Genomic DNA, 17,247 nt, shown 5'->3' with positions numbered 1-17,247 from the left:
TATGTTAACAGACATTGAAATCGCACAGCAGGCAGAGATGGAACCGATTAAGAACGTGGCAGCAAAGCTTGGTATGTCGGAGGATGATATCGAGATGTACGGAAAGTACAAGGCAAAGCTCTCCGATGAGTATATGCAGTCTGTAAAAAATAATGAGAACGGAAAATTGGTTCTGGTGACAGCCATTAACCCGACTCCGGCAGGAGAAGGAAAGACAACAGTAACCGTAGGACTTGGCCAGGCGATGTGCAAGCTTGGTAAGAAGGCAGTCATTGCACTGCGTGAGCCTTCCCTTGGACCATGCTTCGGTGTAAAGGGTGGAGCAGCCGGTGGAGGATATGCACAGGTTGTACCAATGGAAGACTTAAATCTGCATTTTACAGGGGATTTCCATGCGATCACATCTGCGAATAATCTTCTTGCAGCCGTTATGGATAACCATATGCATCAGGGAAATACACTCCGGATCGACCCGAAGCGTATTGTATTTAAGCGTTGTCTTGACATGAATGATCGTGTACTTCGTAACATCATCGTCGGTATGGGCAAGAAGGGTGATGGTGTGATGCGTCAGGATGGATTCGTCATCACAGTTGCATCAGAGATCATGGCAATCCTCTGTCTTGCAACGGACATCAAGGATCTGCAGGAGCGCCTTGCTAGAATCATCGTTGCATATAACGTGGATAACGAGCCTGTTACGGCCGGAGAATTAAAATGTGTCGGTTCGATGACAGCACTTTTGAAGGATGCGATCAAGCCAAACCTGATCCAGACCTTAGAGCATACGCCGGCACTTGTGCATGGCGGACCATTTGCAAATATCGCGCATGGATGTAACTCTGTCCGTGCAACACAGACCGCGCTTAAGATTGCAGATTATGTAATCACAGAGGCGGGCTTCGGTGCCGATCTCGGTGCTGAGAAATTCTTCGATATCAAGTGTCGTATGACCGGCTTAAAGCCGGATGCAGTTGTGCTTGTAGCAACCGTACGTGCACTCAAATATAACGGCGGCGTGGCAAAGGCAGACCTTGGCGCTGAGAACTTAGAAGCATTAGAGAAGGGCATTGTAAACTTAGAGAAGCACATCGAGAACTTACAGCTCTACGGCGTGCCGGTAGTTGTAACGCTGAACCGTTTCGTATCCGATACAGATGCAGAGCTTGCATATGTACGGGAATTCTGTGAGAAACGAGGCTGTGATTTCGCCCTTGCAAATGTATGGGAGAAAGGCGGCGAAGGTGGTGTTGAGCTGGCAAAGGCTGTGCTTAACACACTTGAGACAAAGAAAAGCCGCTTCAAGGTATTATATGAAGACCATCTTCCAATCAAGGAGAAGATTGAGACAATCGCGAAGAAAATCTATGGTGCAGATGGTGTAACATATTCTGCAGAAGCAGATCGTGCGATTGCAAAGATCGAAGAGATGGGATTTGCAGATATGCCGGTCTGCATGGCGAAAAACCAGTATTCCCTGTCTGATGATGCGAAGAAGCTTGGCAGGCCGACCGGATTTACAGTGAATATCCGTGAGGTATATGTAAGTGCCGGCGCCGGATTCGTTGTAGCAATCACAGGAGCCATCATGACGATGCCGGGACTTCCTAAGGTTCCGGCCGCAGAGCGTATTTTCGTAGATGATGCGGGCGTGACACACGGTTTATTCTAAGAAGTACCAATTTGTATACAATTCTATATGTATATGTACCATGCATCTGAATTCTAAATATACATCGTATATTTATGAATTCAGATGCATGGTACATGGCATATGGAATCGTGTACAATGTTGTAAAGAAAGAGGGATAGAACAATGGCAAAGTTGATTAACGGAAAAGAAATCTCCCAGCAGATCAAGGATGAATTAAAAGAGAAGGTTTCTGTGTTGAAGGCACAGGGCAGGAATATCTGTCTGGCAGTGATTCAGGTCGGAAATGATCCGGCATCGTCTGTATATGTTGGGAATAAGAAGAAAGCATGTGCGTATATCGGAATCGAGTCACGTGCATTTGAGCTTCCAGAGGAGACAACAGAGGAAGAACTTCTTTCTATTATTAAGGATCTGAATGAGGATGATAGTGTACATGGAATCTTAGTCCAGCTTCCGGTTCCAAAGCATATCAATGAGGAGAAGATTATAGGTGCAATCTCTCCAAAGAAGGATGTGGACGGGTTCCACCCGGAGAGTGTCGGAAGTCTGTGTATTGGCAGAACGGGCTTCGTATCTTGTACGCCGGCGGGAATCATTCAGCTTTTGAAGCGTTCGGATATTGATATCGAAGGGAAACACTGCGTTGTGATTGGAAGAAGCAATATCGTTGGAAAGCCAATGGCACTTTTGATGTTACGTGAGAATGCAACCGTAACAATCTGTCATTCGAGAACAAAGAATCTGAAAGAAATCTGTAAAGAGGCAGATATTCTGATTGTTGCGATCGGAAAGCCGAAGATGATCGACGCATCGTATGTGAAGGATGGTGCAACAGTCATTGATGTCGGTATCCACAGAGATGCCAACAACAAATTATGTGGAGATGTCGATTTTGCATCGGTGGAGCCGGTAGCCGGTGCCATTACACCGGTTCCGGGCGGTGTTGGACCGATGACGATCGCGATGCTGATGAATAACTGCGTGGAAGCTGCAGAGCGTGAGGAATAAGAAACGTATGAATATACTGATGGTGTCACTTGGCTGTGACAAGAACCTTTGCGACAGTGAGGCAATGCTTGGTCTGCTCGCAAAGCACAATTACAATATTACGAACGATGAGCAGGAAGCCGATGCAATCATCGTAAATACATGCAGCTTTATCAAAGATGCGATGGAAGAAAGCGTGAATACGGTATTGGAGATGGCAAAGCTCAAACAACAGAATTTAAAATACCTGATTGTGACCGGATGTATGGCTCAGCGGTTTAAGGATGAAATCTTTGACGAAATCCCGGAGATTGATGCATGTCTTGGAACGAGCAGCTTCGACAAGATCTTAGACGTGATCGAGGAGCTGAAGGCACGGGATGGTATCGAAGATGCGGAAGAAATCAGTGTCTATGATGATATTGACCGTCTGGCAACGATTACAGAATCGAACAAGGTTATCACATCCGGAACATTTATGGGATACTTAAAGATCGCGGAGGGCTGTGATAAATTCTGTACCTACTGTGTCATCCCGCATATCCGAGGACATTATCGGAGTGTGCCGATGGAGCAGCTCTTAAAAGAAGCGGAATATATGGCATCGCAGGGTATTGAGGAGCTGGTGCTTGTTGCACAGGAGACGACCTGCTATGGAAAAGATGTGTACGGTGAGAAACGGCTGCATGTGTTAGTCCGTGAACTTGCGAAGATTGAAGGAATCAAATGGATCCGCCTGATGTACTGCTATCCGGAGGAAATCTATGATGAACTGATTGACTGCTTCAAGGAAGAACCGAAGCTGCTGCATTATATCGATATGCCAATGCAGCACAGCGAAGATGCAATCTTAAAACGGATGGGCAGACGCACAGACCGCGCAAGTATCGAGGCCGTGATAAAGAAGTTGCGGGAGGTAGCACCAGATATCGCAATTCGTACTTCCCTGATTTCCGGATTCCCTGGTGAGACGCAGGAAGAACATGAGGCGCTGATGGCGTTCTTAGACGAACAGGAGCTTGACCGGGTAGGCGTGTTTACTTATTCCAGAGAAGATGGAACACCGGCGGCAACATTTGAAAACCAGATTGATGAGGAGACAGCGGAGCAGTGGCGCAATGAGATTATGGAACTGCAGCAGGAAATCTCCTTAGATAAAAACGAGACATTTGTCGGGAAGACCATGCAGGTCATCATTGAGGGATATTCTTCCGACGATGATGTCTATGTCGGACGGACATACCGGGATGCCCCGGGCGTGGATGGACTGGTGTTTGTAGGCTGTGATTATGAATTGATGTCCGGACAGATTGTAGATGTCCGGATTGATGAGGTAGGACCATATGATATGATAGGAGGGATTTTAAATGAATCTGCCGAATAAATTAACGATACTCAGAATGATCATGATACCATTTTTCTTAGTTGCCCTGATGGTGCCGGGAATTCCGGGAGGAAAATGGATCGCACTTGCGCTGTTCTGCCTGGCAAGCCTTACGGATATGCTCGATGGAAAGATTGCAAGAAAATATAACCTGATCACGGATTTTGGTAAGTTTATGGATCCACTTGCAGATAAACTGCTTGTCTGCTCAGCGATGATCGCTTTAATCGACCTTGACCGGATTCCGGCGTGGGTTGTAATCGTGATTATCGCAAGAGAGTTTATCATCAGTGGTTTCCGTCTTGTTGCATCGGATAACGGTGTAGTGATTGCTGCCGGATGGTGGGGTAAGATTAAGACAGTCTGTCAGATGTTCATGGTGATTTTATTGATCTGTGACTTTGGAGGAAGTACGATTCATATCATTGAAAATGTACTGATTTATCTGGCATTGGCACTGACGATTATTTCCCTGATTGACTATCTTGTGAAGAATAAAAATGTGCTTTCTGAAACAAAATAAGAGTGGCTTTAAAAATCTGTAAAAAGCGGATCAAACATAAATGTTTAAGGCTTTTTGCAGATTTTTCTTTTTTATTGCAAAACTGTGACAAAGAATGTGATTTTTACTTGATTTCGGGTGAAAAAAGATTTACAATTACAATCGGAAGAAATTGGGTTTCTAATCAGAAAACCCATAATAAATAAAAGTGGAGGGCTTAAAATGAGTAACAAACTTACATTGTCAGCAAGTGATAGAATTTCTTCTTTGCTTGACGAAGCGAGCTTTGTTGAAGTTGGTGCATATGTAACAGCTAGAAATACGGACTTCAACATGCAGGAAAATGATACTCCAAAAGACGGTGTTATTACTGGATATGGTGTCATCAATGGAAAACTGGTTTATGTGTATAGCCAGGATGCAACAGTTCTTGGTGGTGCAATCGGAGAGATGCACGCAAAGAAGATTGCAAAGATTTATGACATGGCGATGAAGGTAGGCGCACCGGTAGTCGGTTTAATTGATTGTGCAGGACTCCGTTTACAAGAGGCTACAGATGCGTTAAATGCATTCGGCGAAGTATACCTGAAGCAGACACTTGCATCTGGAGTAATCCCACAGATTACTGCAATTTTTGGAACATGCGGTGGTGGAGCAGCGCTTATTCCAACACTTACAGACTTTACATTTATGACAGCAGAGGGAGGCAAGTTATTTGTCAACAGCCCAAATGCACTCGATGGAAATTATCAGGCAAAGCTTGATACAGCATCTGCCGCTTACCTTAGCGAGAATTCTTCTCTTGTGGATGGTGTATTCGAGGATGATGCAACGACACTTGCAAACATCAGAAGCCTTGTGGATATGCTCCCTGACAACAACATGGAAGATGCAGAGTCCGATTGTACAGATGATCTGAACCGTATCATTCCGAACCTCGATGGATTTGCAAAGGATGCAAGAGCCGTCCTTCAGAACATCGCAGATAACAACGTATTTGTAGAAGTAAAGAAAGATTACGCAAAAGACATGGTACTTGGCCTGATCAAGCTGAACGGTGCGACAGTTGGATGTGTAGCAAACCAGGCAGCCGATGGTGGAGAACTTCTCTCTACAAGCGGCGCTTATATTGCAGCAGACTTCGTGAAGTTCTGTGATGCATTCAATATCCCTGTATTGACACTTGTAAATGCAAAGGGATTTGTGGCAACTGTATCAAACGAGAGAACAATCGCAGATGCAGCAGCAAAACTCACATACGCATTTGCAGATGCAACCGTACCTAAGGTAACCGTTGTGATGGGCGATGCATTCGGAACAGCTTACACTATCATGAACTCCAAGGCAATTGGCGCAGACATGGTATATGCATGGCCATGTGCAAAGATCGGTACAATGGATCCAGAGATGGCTGTCAAGATCATGTACGAGAAGGAAATCGCAGATGCAGCTGATAAGGTTACATTTATCGCAGAAAAGAAGAAGGCTTATACAGAGCTTCAGTCAAGCGCACTTGCAGCAGCAAAGCGTGGTTATATTGATGATATCATCGAGCCGGATGCTACAAGAAAGCGTGTGATCGCAGCGTTTGATATGCTTAGCACAAAGAACGAGGAAAGACCATATAAGAAGCACGGAGCAGTATAAGGAAAGGTGACAATGAAATGAAGAAAAAATTATTAATTCTGATTTCCATGTTAGCTATGATGTTTTCCTTGACTGCCTGCAGCAATGAGGTTGAAAAGCCGTTTGATTATGATGACAGTGCGATTGTACGCGATACGATGTATGCATTTGAAGAGTATCGTAACGTGAATGATGAATTCGCTGATTATTATATCAATAACGGAACCGAATTTGAGCAGTCCGCAGTAAAGGGCATCAAACAGGCACAGGATACAGATAAAGTTGGAGCGTTTGAAGATTTTACACCTTATATCGAAGGAAATAAAGCGGTAAGCAAAGACGATTATAAGATTGAAAATGCTTCTGATTCTGTATCAGTTACTGTTATAAATAAAGCCAAAAACAGAAATGTGGAAATTACAGTAAAATATGTTGAAAATCCAGAATATTTTATGGAGTTGGATCAGGTTATGCAGAAGTATACACTGGCTGAGACAGAGAAAATTATTCTGCAGGATTATGACTCCTTAGCTCAGTTCTATGATGAGACTGGAATTTCAAGTGTAGAAGAAGCAAGACAGATACTGGTTAGCAATGAGATGTATAACAAGGCAATTGCCTCTTATCTTCCAGAAGAGATGGTAGTTTCTGCCGTATACTCCAAGACAGAGCTGATGAAGCAGGCCGGTATGAATACATTGCTCGGTATGGGTACTGTATTTGTAGTATTGATTTTCATCTCATTTATTATTTCGCTGTTTAAGTTCCTTCCGGCACTTTTTGCAAAGAAGCCAAAGATCGAAGATCTGAAGAAGGAAGAGAGCAAGCCGGCAGCTCCGGCAAAGGCTGCTACACCGGCACCAGCCGCAGGCAATTTGATGAACGACGCAGAGCTTGTAGCCGTTATCACAGCCGCTATTTATGCAGCCGAAGGACAGGCAGGCAATGGTGCAGTAAGTAAGGATAAACTCGTTGTACGTTCGATTCGTCGTGCAAGAAAATAATTGATATATTAGGAGGAAATTAACATGAAGAATTATAGAATTACTGTAAATGGTACAGCTTATGATGTAGCAGTAGAAGAATTGGGTGCAGGTGCAGCTCCAGCAGCAGCCGCAGCAACTCCGGCACCGGTTGCAGCAGCAGCTCCGGCTCCAGCAGCTCCGGCAGCTCCAGCAGCAGCCGCAGGCTCTATCGAGGTTGCAGCTCCGATGCCTGGTAAGATCCTGAATGTAAAGGCAAGTGTTGGTACAGCTGTAAAGAAGGGTGATGTGATCCTGATCCTTGAGGCTATGAAGATGGAAAATGATGTGGTAGCTCCGGAAGACGGAACGGTTGCAAGCATCAATGTTTCTGCAGGTGATGCAGTTGAGGCTGGCGACGTACTGGCTACTTTGAACTAATCAGAGTTCCTAAGTAACTGGTTCCTACAATAACAGGAGGTAAACATAAGTGAGTAGTTTTGCAGATGTATTTAAAAATCTGGCTCTCCAGACAGGATTTGCAACCCTGACATGGAAGCATTATGTAATGATTCTCATTGCATGTGTATTCATGTATCTTGCAATCGTGAAAGGCTTCGAGCCGTTGCTTTTGGTTCCAATCTCCTTCGGTATGTTCCTGGTAAACATGTTCCCGGATATTATTGCTGATGGCGGATTGTTACATTATTTCTATTTGTTGGATGAGTGGAGTATTTTGCCTTCCCTTATCTTCATGGGCGTTGGTGCCATGACAGACTTCGGTCCGCTGATTGCGAACCCGAAGAGCTTCCTGCTTGGTGCAGCCGCACAGTTTGGTATTTATGCTGCATACTTCCTTGCATTCCTGATGGGATTCAACGGAAAGGAAGCAGCTGCAATCTCTATCATCGGTGGTGCCGATGGCCCTACATCGATCTTTCTTGCCGGTAAGCTCGGAATGGGTGGAACTCTGATGGGACCGATTGCCGTTGCCGCATATTCGTATATGTCACTGGTGCCGGTTATCCAGCCGCCGATCATGAAGCTCCTTACAACAGAGAAGGAGAGAAAGATCAAGATGGCTCAGCTCCGTCCGGTATCCAAGATGGAGAAGATCCTGTTCCCGATCATCGTTACATTAGTTGTTGTATTGATTCTTCCGACAACAGCTCCGCTGGTTGGTATGCTGATGCTTGGTAACCTGTTCCGTGAGAGTGGTGTTGTTAAGCAGTTAACAGAGACAGCAAGTAATGCAATGATGTATATCGTTGTTATCCTGCTTGGTACATCCGTAGGTGCATCGACAAGTGCAGAAGCATTCCTGAAGACAAGTACATTGAAGATCGTTGCACTTGGACTGATCGCATTTGCGTTTGGTACAGCGGCAGGTGTATTGTTCGGTAAGATTATGTGCAAGGTAACGCACGGTAAGGTAAATCCGCTGATCGGTTCTGCGGGTGTATCTGCCGTTCCTATGGCAGCGCGTGTATCACAGAAGGTTGGTGCAGAGGCAGATCCTACAAACTTCCTTTTGATGAACGCCATGGGACCAAACGTTGCAGGTGTTATCGGTACTGCGGTTGCAGCCGGAACATTCCTCGCAATCTTTGGTGTATAGTATAGAGAATTTAGGAGGTCAGACTAATGGCAGAAGAAAAGAAACCGGTAAAGATTACCGAAACTGTGCTGAGAGATGCACACCAGTCTTTGATTGCAACTCGTATGACAACAGAGCAGATGTTGCCAATTATTGATAAAATGGATAAAGTTGGTTACCATTCCGTAGAGTGCTGGGGTGGTGCTACATTCGACGCTTGTCTCCGTTTCCTGAAAGAGGATCCATGGGACAGACTTCGTAAGCTCCGTGACGGATTTAAGAATACAAAGCTTCAGATGTTGTTCCGTGGACAGAATATCCTTGGATACAGCCCATATTCGGACGACGTTGTAGAGTACTTCGTACAGAAGAGTATCGCAAATGGTATTGATATCATTCGTATCTTTGACTGTCTGAATGATATCCGTAACCTTGAGACAGCCGTTAAGGCAGCAAACAAGGAGAAAGGACATGCACAGGTTGCACTTTCTTATACACTTGGTGATGCTTATACAATGGATTATTGGAAGAACATGGCAAGACAGATTGAAGAGATGGGTGCAGATTCTATCTGTATCAAGGATATGGCCGGACTTCTTGTACCAAACGAGGCTACAAAGCTTGTAAAGGCTTTGAAGGAAGGTACAAAGCTTCCGATTCAGCTTCATACACATTACACATCAGGTGTTGCTTCTATGACATATATGAAGGCAGTCGAAGCCGGATGTGACATCATCGATACAGCAATGTCACCACTTGCTATGGGTACATCACAGCCTGCAACAGAGGTTATGGCTAAGGCATTCGAGGGTACAGAGTTCGATCCTGGATTTGACCAGAACCTTCTTGCTGAGATCGCTGATTACTTCCGTCCACTTCGTGAGCAGTGGCTGGAGTCCGGACTGCTCAGTCCAAAGGTAATGGGCGTAAATATCAAGACTCTGCTTTACCAGGTACCGGGTGGTATGCTTTCCAACATGGTATCCCAGTTGAAGGAAATGAAGGCAGAGGATAAGTACGACGAAGTACTCGAAGAGATCCCACGTGTTCGTAAGGACTTTGGTGAGATTCCGCTTGTTACACCATCTTCACAGATCGTTGGTACACAGGCTGTATTGAACGTCGTTATGGGTGAGCGTTACAAGACTCTTACAAAAGAGGCAAAGGATATGCTCGTTGGTAAGTATGGTAGAACAACTGTACCTGTAAACAAGGAGATTCAGAAGAAGGCACTTGACAGTCTTGGAATGAAGGAGCCTATCACATATCGTCCGGCAGACGACTTAGAGCCATCTCTTGACAAGTTCGAGAAGGAAATGGCACAGTACAAGCAGCAGGATGAGGATGTTCTTTCTTATGCATTGTTCCCACAGGTTGCAACAGAATTCTTCAAGTATAGAGAAGCGCAGCAGACAGGTGTGGATGTAACAGCAGCAAATACAGAGAATAAGACATATCCGGTGTAATACGACAGGATAAAAGATATCAAAAGGCGGAGAGCTTTTTCTCCGCCTTATTCTTTCATAATATAGAGCAGGTAATTGCGATATACAATTACGTGTTTCGCAATTACCTGCAATAAAAGATATAAGTGTGGAGAAAAAATATGGATGTAGCGGAAAAAAATGAAAAGAAATTAAGGCGGCAGATGCGGACGACATCAAAGATATTGCTTGGATTTCTGATTGCGATTTTGATTGGAGCGATCCTGCTTACACTGCCGGCTGCAACGATAACCGGAGAATCGGATTTTCTGACCGCGTTATTTACTGCAACGACTTCCGTCTGCGTGACGGGGCTTGTAGTTGTTCCGACCTTTTCGTATTGGACATTATTTGGTAAGATTGTAATTCTCGCGCTGATACAGCTCGGGGGACTTGGAATTGTGGCATTGACGTCATTTGTTATGCTGCTTATGAATCGAAAATTCTCTTTGCGCAATCGTATGATGATTCAGGATGCTTTTGGATTAAGTACGATGCAGGGCATGGTTGTATTTATAAAACGAGTGATCAAAGGAACTGTGATTGTGGAGATGTTAGGCGCGGTCTTATATATGTTTGCGTTTATCCCACAGTTTGGTGTGGCGCATGGAATCTGGTATTCTGTATTCAATGCGATTTCAGCGTTTTGCAATGCAGGAATCGATATCATTGGACCGGACAGTCTGATGACGTATGCGGATTCCCCGCTTGTACTGCTCACGTCGTCGTTTCTGATCATCTGTGGTGGACTTGGATTCGTTGTCTGGTGGGATGTGGTAGATGTGCTTTCAAACGTGCGTGCAAAAAAGATACCGGCCCGTGATATCTGGCGTCGATTCAATACACATACAAAAATCATATTGATGATGACATTTGCATTGATTTTATCCGGCATGGTTGTCACATTTCTATTTGAATGTAACAATCCGCTCACGCTCGGAAATATGTCACTTGGAAAGAAAATGCTCAATGCATTTTTTCAGTCTGTGACACTCCGAACAGCTGGATTTGCATCAATCAGCCAGAAAGGATTGACAGAGCCGACGGTACTTGTGAGTTGTGTAATCATGTTTGTTGGTGGTTCGCCGGTCGGAACTGCCGGTGGCATCAAGACGATGACGGCTGCGACACTTGTGTTTGCAGTTTTGGCTGTAGTACAGGGACGCAAAGAGACGGTCGCATTTAAAAAAACAATCCCGGCATCTATCGTCCGTCGGTCGCTGGCTGTGACAGTTATTGGTTTTGGCACATTGATTTTGTTTTCTGTTCTGCTTCTGGCGACAAATCCACTTTCCCTGTCGGATGGTGTCTTCGAAGTGACAAGTGCAATCGCAACAGTCGGGTTGTCACGGGACGTGACTCCGGGGCTGAATGTGATTGGAAAAGTGATTATCATATTATGTATGTATCTTGGCAGAGTGGGACCAATCACGATGTTCATGTTCTTCGGACAGCGTGCGACAAACCACAACTCTGTAAAATATGCGGATGCGGAAATTATTGTAGGGTAGGAGGAATGAAATATATGAATAAATCGATCGCGGTTATCGGTCTTGGACGGTATGGGAAAAGCATTGCAACAGAATTGTATAAAAACGGCGCAGATGTGCTTGCAATCGATGGAAATCCAGAGATTGTAAATGAGATTGCGGACAGTGTGACTTGTGCCATGAGTCTGGATGTCTGTGATATGGATGCACTAAGAGAGGCAGGTATCTCGAACATGGATGCGGTAGTTGTGGCGATGGCTGACAGCTTAGATTCCAGCATCATGGGCGTGATGTCTGCAAAGGAACTTGGCGTGCCAAAGGTAATTGCAAAGGCAAAGGATGAGATGATGGAGAAAATCCTGAAGCGGGTTGGAGCAGACCAGGTTGTTTTTCCGGAGAAAGAATCCGGAATCCGTCTGTCGCACAAACTGATCTCAGAACATCTTGTCGATTATTTTGACTTGTCGGACAGCACGAGCCTTGTGGAGATTCTTCCACGTGCGGAGTGGGTTGGTAAGAATCTGCGGGAGCTGAATCTTAGAAAAGAATATAAAATCAATGTTGTCGCTGTGATCCAGAATGATGAATTCAATATCGCTATGGATCCGGATACGCCGCTAAAGGCGGACGAGCCGTTGCTGATTATCATGAAAAAGTCGGATTTGAAGAGGTTTGAGAGATAATGCGAGCAGCTATCATAGGTGGAGGAGCTGCCGGTATGTATGCAGCAGTTATGCTTGCACAGGCAGGGCACTCCGTGACAATATATGAAAAAAATGAAAAACTTGGCAAAAAACTTTTCATCACAGGAAAAGGCAGATGCAATCTGACAAACAATTGTGAAGTGGAAGAGCTGATGAAACATGTGGTGACAAATCCAAAGTTTTTGTATAGTGCATTTTATAATTGTAATGCACAGGATGTGATGCAGTTTTTTGAGCAAAATGGACTGGAATTAAAGACGGAACGCGGAAACCGGGTTTTCCCTGCATCGGATCATTCTTCGGATGTGATAAAAACACTCGAGCAGGCGTTAAACAAGCGTAAGGTAACAGTATGTCTTCAACATACGGTAACGAGAATCCTGACGGAACCGGTGCATGACCGGATGCAGGATCAGATGCGTGTGACAGGCATTTGCGTGAAGGACGAGAAGGGACTGCAAAAACAGGAACATTTTGATGCGGTGATTGTGGCTACTGGAGGACTTTCCTATGAGCGAACCGGTTCAACCGGAGACGGTCTGAAGTTTGCCAGAGATCTTGGACTTCAGGTAACAGAATGTCTGCCGTCGCTTGTGCCATTTGAAATCGAGGAGGACTTCTGCCGGGAGCTGATGGGACTTTCGCTTCGGAATGTCACATTGTCGTGCTATATGAAGAAGAAAAACAAAGATAAGCTTTTGTATCAGGAACAGGGCGAAATGCTGTTTACACATTTTGGTATCAGCGGTCCGCTTGTGCTTTCTGCATCGGCATATACAGCAAAGGCAAACGGGGAACCGATCTGGGTCGAGATTGACTTGAAACCGGCACTTACCATGGAACAGCTTGATGCACGTATCCTGCGGGATTTTGATGCGGCAAAGAACAAGCAGGTGCGGAATGCACTCGATGATCTGCTCCCGAAGAAACTGATTCCGGTCATGATAGAACTTGCACAGATTGATCCGTTCAAGCAGGTGAATGCCGTGACGAAGGAAGAACGCGAGCGGCTTACCGCCTGCCTGAAGAAGCTTACGCTGCATGTGGTTGGCACACGAGGTTACGAGGAAGCTATCATCACCAGGGGTGGCGTAAGCGTGAAGGAAATCAACCCGAAGACAATGGAGGCAAAGAGGATTCCGGGTCTTTACTTTATCGGAGAAGTACTCGATGTGGATGCCTTGACCGGAGGTTTTAATCTGCAGATTGCGTGGTCGACAGCAGCCACAGTCCTGCTTACGCAGTGATATATTATGTGTCACCACGCGACAGAGTGATGAACTACGTACGTATCAGTGTGTTTCAATATATATAAGCATGAAGATAAAATATAAATACTGACTGGAGGAATAAAAGAATATGAATATTGCAATTGATGGACCGGCAGGTGCCGGAAAAAGCACGATTGCACGTCGTGTTGCAAAAGAAAAAGGTTATATCTACGTTGATACCGGAGCAATGTACCGTGCAATTGGACTTTATTTTATGAATGAAGGCGTAGATGCAGAAAATGCATCTGCGGTTCTGACGGCACTTGCTGCGATTCAGGTAGAAATCAAATATGAAAATGCAGAACAGCAGGTATATTTGAACGGGAAGAACGTATCAAAGGAAATCCGGCAGGAAGCGGTAGGAAATATGGCTTCAAAAGTTGCAACCAAGCAGGAGGTAAGAGATAAATTGCTTTCCCTGCAAAGAAATCTTGCTGCAACGCAGGATGTTGTCATGGATGGAAGAGATATTGGAACATTTGTACTTCCGAATGCAGAACTGAAGATTTATCTGACGGCATCTGTAGATACCAGAGCTGGCAGACGATATAAAGAGTTGGTAGAAAAAAATATGCCGGCAGATCTTGAAGAGATCAAAAAGGATATTGAGGCCAGAGATTATCAGGATATGCACCGCGAGATTGCACCGCTTTCCCAGGCGGAGGATGCATATTATCTGGATTCATCGGATCTCACGATTGATGAGGTTGTCGATGTAATCTGTTCGAAAATACCGGAATCGTAGGAGATTTGCAGATATGAGAGAAATCAGAGTCGCAAAATCGGCAGGATTTTGTTTTGGTGTAAAGCGGGCGGTAAATCTCGTCTATGACCAGGATGCCGAGACTAAAAAAGTGTACACATATGGACCGATTATACACAACGAAGAGGTTGTGCGTGATCTGGAACAAAAAGGGGTACATGTCTTATCAGAGTCGGATATTCTGGCTATGCAGGATAATACAGATTTTGATAATACGACAAAAGAAATCATAATTCGTTCTCATGGAGTTGGTGAAGCAGTCTATCAGACTTTGGAAAAACTGGGATTTGAGATTGTGGATGCTACATGTCCGTTTGTCAAAAAAATTCATCGGATTGTGCGAGAGGAAACAGAACAGGGGCATACTGTGGTGATTGTCGGAGATGAAAATCATCCGGAAGTACAGGGAATCCGTGGCTGGTGTGTACGGGAACCAATTATTGTAAATTCTGTGGAACAGGCACAGGAAAAACTGGTTTTTCTTGATAAAAACTTGTATATTGTCGCACAAACGACATTTAATGACGTAAAATTTAAAGATATAGTTGAATTTTTTAGAAATAAAGGATATAATGTCATTGTTTATAATACCATATGTAATGCTACCGAGGAACGACAGAGAGAAGCAAGAACACTTGCAGCTGATGTTGATACCATGATAGTGATTGGTGGTAAGAGCAGTTCGAATACACAGAAACTGTATGAGATCTGTCGCAGAGAATGCGAAAATACTTACTATATTCAGACACTCGTTGACTTGGATTTAACTGTTATTGAATCCGCTAAGAGGGTAGGTATTACAGCTGGGGCATCTACCCCAAATTATATTATTAAGGAGGTTCATGACAGTATGTCAGAATTAAGTTTTGAAGAATTGTTAAAGCAGTCCGAAGAGAATGGTAACAAGATTCGGGTTGGAAGCGTAGTTGAAGGAAAGGTTATTGCTGTTAAGCCGGAGGAGATCATCGTAGATATCCAGTACAAGGCTGACGGTATCGTTACCAGAAATGAGTACTCTAGTACTCCAAACTTAGATCTCACAACAGTTGTTAATGTTGGTGATCCAATCAAGGTAAAGGTTATTAAGACAAACGATGGCGAGGGACAGGTTCTCCTCTCATACAAGAGAGTTGCTGCAGATGAGTCTTATGACAAGTTAGAGGAAGCATACAACAACGGTGAAGTTCTTACAGGTAAGGTAACACAGGTTGTTGACGGTGGTTTGAATGTCGTTGTAAATGAGTGTAAGGTATTCATTCCTGCAAGCCTTGTATCTGATACATTTGAGAAGGATCTTACAAAGTATCAGGATCAGGATGTTGAATTCGTATTGACAGAGTTCAATCCTAAGAAGCGTAGAGTAATCGGTAATAGAAAGCAGCTCCTTGTTGCAAAGAAGGCAGAGCTTGCTAAGAAGTTATTTGAGAATATCAAGGTTGGCGATGTAGTAGAAGGAACAGTTAAGAATGTAACTTCTTTTGGTGCATTTATCGATCTTGGCGGTGCAGACGGACTCCTTCACATCTCTGAGATGTCATGGGGAAGAGTCAATGATCCAAGCAGCGTTGTTAAGGTTGGTGATGTTGTTAAGACATTCATCAAGGATATCAACGGTGAGAAGATTGCCCTCAGCATGAAGTTCGAGGATGAGAATCCTTGGGCAAAGGCTGCTGAAAAATATGCAATCGGTAATGTTGTAACAGGTAAGGTTGTACGTTTTGCAAGCTTTGGTGCATTCGTAGAGCTTGAGCCGGGTGTAGATGGACTCCTTCATGTTTCTCAGATTTCTAAGGAGCGTGTAGAGAAGCCGGAAGATGTTTTGAAGGTAGGTCAGGAGATTACAGCTAAGGTTGTAGATTTCAAGGCTGCTGAGAAGAAGATCAGCCTGAGCATTCGTGCCTTAGATGATGCGCAGGAGGCTTCTGAAGAGGAGTAAGCATGGCATATCAATATGAAGAGTTTAAGCGGGATGTATATGCATTGACCGATATTGACTTAGACCTTTATAAAGAACGCCAGATGAAAAGAAGAATAGAATCTCTAATTGCCCGTAAAGGGTTTGATGGATTTGAAAACTTTTACAAAGGTATGAAGCAGGACGAAGGTCTACTTCGTACCTTTGTTAGTTATCTGACGATTAATGTGTCTCAGTTTTATCGGAATCCACAGCAATGGATGAATTTTGAACAGGATATTATTCCGTATTTGCGAAAAAAATATGGAGATATGCTCACAATCTGGAGTGCTGCATGTTCGACAGGTGATGAACCATATACGATTGCAATGATTTTGTCAGAGTATGTGCCGTTGTCGAAGATTCGGATTATTGCAACAGATCTGGATGAAGATGTGCTTGCCTTTGCAAAGGAAGGTGTCTATCCGGCAAAGAGTCTGTCCGATCTGCCGAAGAAGTATCTGGATAAGCATTTCAAGAAAGTAGACGACACACATTATGCAATCAGTTCGGAGATTAAGAAATGTGTGGAATTTAAGAAACATAATCTGCTCAAAGACCGGTATTTCCAGCATATTCATATGATCGTCTGTCGGAATGTTGTCATTTATTTTACAGATGAAGCGAAAGATCGGGTGTACGAGAATTTTCATAGTTCGCTTGTGGATGATGGAATCTTGTTTATCGGTAGTACCGAACAGATTTTACATGCAAAAGAATTGGGATTTGAGTCGTTGCGCACATTTTTTTATAAAAAAATGAAAATATAGCTTGCGCGAACAATTATCCTATGATATAGTTATGTGGTTGTGAAAAAAGGGATGGTCCTCTGGTGCAATGAGCATTAAGAACGTCTAAATTATTTAGGA

15 protein-coding genes are annotated in these 17,247 nt (G+C 44.1%); all 15 read left to right on the top strand.

From position 1 onward, the window contains the following. The first annotated feature begins 1 nt into the window (after position 1). The 15 genes from KP625_RS03355 (at position 2) to KP625_RS03285 (ending at position 17,148) form a co-directional block, all read left to right on the top strand. The gene (locus tag KP625_RS03355; protein WP_238299337.1) at positions 2-1,672 is read left to right on the top strand and encodes a formate--tetrahydrofolate ligase; all 1,671 of its coding nucleotides are present in this window, start codon (positions 2-4) and stop codon (positions 1,670-1,672) included. A 144-nt stretch (positions 1,673-1,816) separates the two neighbouring features. Further along, complete coding sequence (folD, locus tag KP625_RS03350; protein ID WP_238299336.1) at positions 1,817-2,662, top strand: bifunctional methylenetetrahydrofolate dehydrogenase/methenyltetrahydrofolate cyclohydrolase FolD; 846 nt, start codon at positions 1,817-1,819, stop codon at positions 2,660-2,662. Between the two features lie 7 nt (positions 2,663-2,669). After that, positions 2,670-4,025, top strand: a complete 1,356-nt coding sequence (rimO, locus tag KP625_RS03345) for a 30S ribosomal protein S12 methylthiotransferase RimO (RefSeq protein ID WP_238299334.1) — start codon at positions 2,670-2,672, stop codon at positions 4,023-4,025. After that, positions 4,009-4,548 (top strand): CDP-diacylglycerol--glycerol-3-phosphate 3-phosphatidyltransferase, encoded by a 540-nt coding sequence (pgsA, locus tag KP625_RS03340; RefSeq protein WP_177970512.1) that lies wholly within the window; start codon positions 4,009-4,011, stop codon positions 4,546-4,548. Before rimO ends, pgsA begins: the two co-directional genes overlap by 17 nt. Positions 4,549-4,749: 201 nt before the next feature. Continuing rightward, complete coding sequence (locus KP625_RS03335; RefSeq protein WP_177970511.1) at positions 4,750-6,174, top strand: acyl-CoA carboxylase subunit beta; 1,425 nt, start codon at positions 4,750-4,752, stop codon at positions 6,172-6,174. A gap of 17 nt (positions 6,175-6,191) precedes the next feature. Then, positions 6,192-7,157: an OadG family protein gene (locus tag KP625_RS03330; RefSeq protein WP_238299326.1), complete on the top strand. Its 966-nt coding sequence runs from the start codon at positions 6,192-6,194 to the stop codon at positions 7,155-7,157. Between the two features lie 24 nt (positions 7,158-7,181). After that, positions 7,182-7,556: a biotin/lipoyl-containing protein gene (locus KP625_RS03325; RefSeq protein ID WP_238299324.1), complete on the top strand. Its 375-nt coding sequence runs from the start codon at positions 7,182-7,184 to the stop codon at positions 7,554-7,556. Between the two features lie 49 nt (positions 7,557-7,605). Further along, positions 7,606-8,733, top strand: a complete 1,128-nt coding sequence (locus KP625_RS03320) for a sodium ion-translocating decarboxylase subunit beta (protein ID WP_238299322.1) — start codon at positions 7,606-7,608, stop codon at positions 8,731-8,733. Between the two features lie 26 nt (positions 8,734-8,759). Continuing rightward, on the top strand, positions 8,760-10,178 hold the full coding sequence (locus KP625_RS03315; protein WP_238299320.1) for an oxaloacetate decarboxylase subunit alpha: 1,419 nt from the start codon (positions 8,760-8,762) through the stop codon (positions 10,176-10,178). A 140-nt stretch (positions 10,179-10,318) separates the two neighbouring features. Beyond that, entirely contained in the window at positions 10,319-11,707 is a 1,389-nt protein-coding gene (locus tag KP625_RS03310; RefSeq protein WP_238299318.1) for a TrkH family potassium uptake protein, read from the top strand. Positions 11,708-11,721: 14 nt separating this feature from the next. Further along, entirely contained in the window at positions 11,722-12,369 is a 648-nt protein-coding gene (locus KP625_RS03305; RefSeq protein ID WP_238299317.1) for a potassium channel family protein, read from the top strand. Further along, a complete protein-coding gene (locus KP625_RS03300; protein WP_238299316.1) occupies positions 12,369-13,637 on the top strand; it encodes an NAD(P)/FAD-dependent oxidoreductase in 1,269 nt (422 codons plus the stop codon). Before KP625_RS03305 ends, KP625_RS03300 begins: the two co-directional genes overlap by 1 nt. A gap of 112 nt (positions 13,638-13,749) precedes the next feature. After that, positions 13,750-14,406, top strand: coding sequence for a (d)CMP kinase (gene cmk / locus KP625_RS03295; protein ID WP_238299314.1), 657 nt, complete (start codon positions 13,750-13,752; stop codon positions 14,404-14,406). Between the two features lie 13 nt (positions 14,407-14,419). After that, positions 14,420-16,360, top strand: coding sequence for a bifunctional 4-hydroxy-3-methylbut-2-enyl diphosphate reductase/30S ribosomal protein S1 (locus tag KP625_RS03290; protein ID WP_238299312.1), 1,941 nt, complete (start codon positions 14,420-14,422; stop codon positions 16,358-16,360). A 2-nt stretch (positions 16,361-16,362) separates the two neighbouring features. Further along, positions 16,363-17,148 (top strand): CheR family methyltransferase, encoded by a 786-nt coding sequence (locus KP625_RS03285; protein WP_238299310.1) that lies wholly within the window; start codon positions 16,363-16,365, stop codon positions 17,146-17,148. The last annotated feature ends 99 nt before the right edge of the window (positions 17,149-17,247 follow it).

It is taken from the genome of Eubacterium sp. MSJ-33, assembly GCF_022174665.1.
Classification (GTDB): Bacteria; Bacillota; Clostridia; order Lachnospirales; family Lachnospiraceae; genus Coprococcus_C.
Note: the sequence above shows the minus strand (reverse complement) of the source record. Positions and strands in the feature narration are given on the sequence as shown.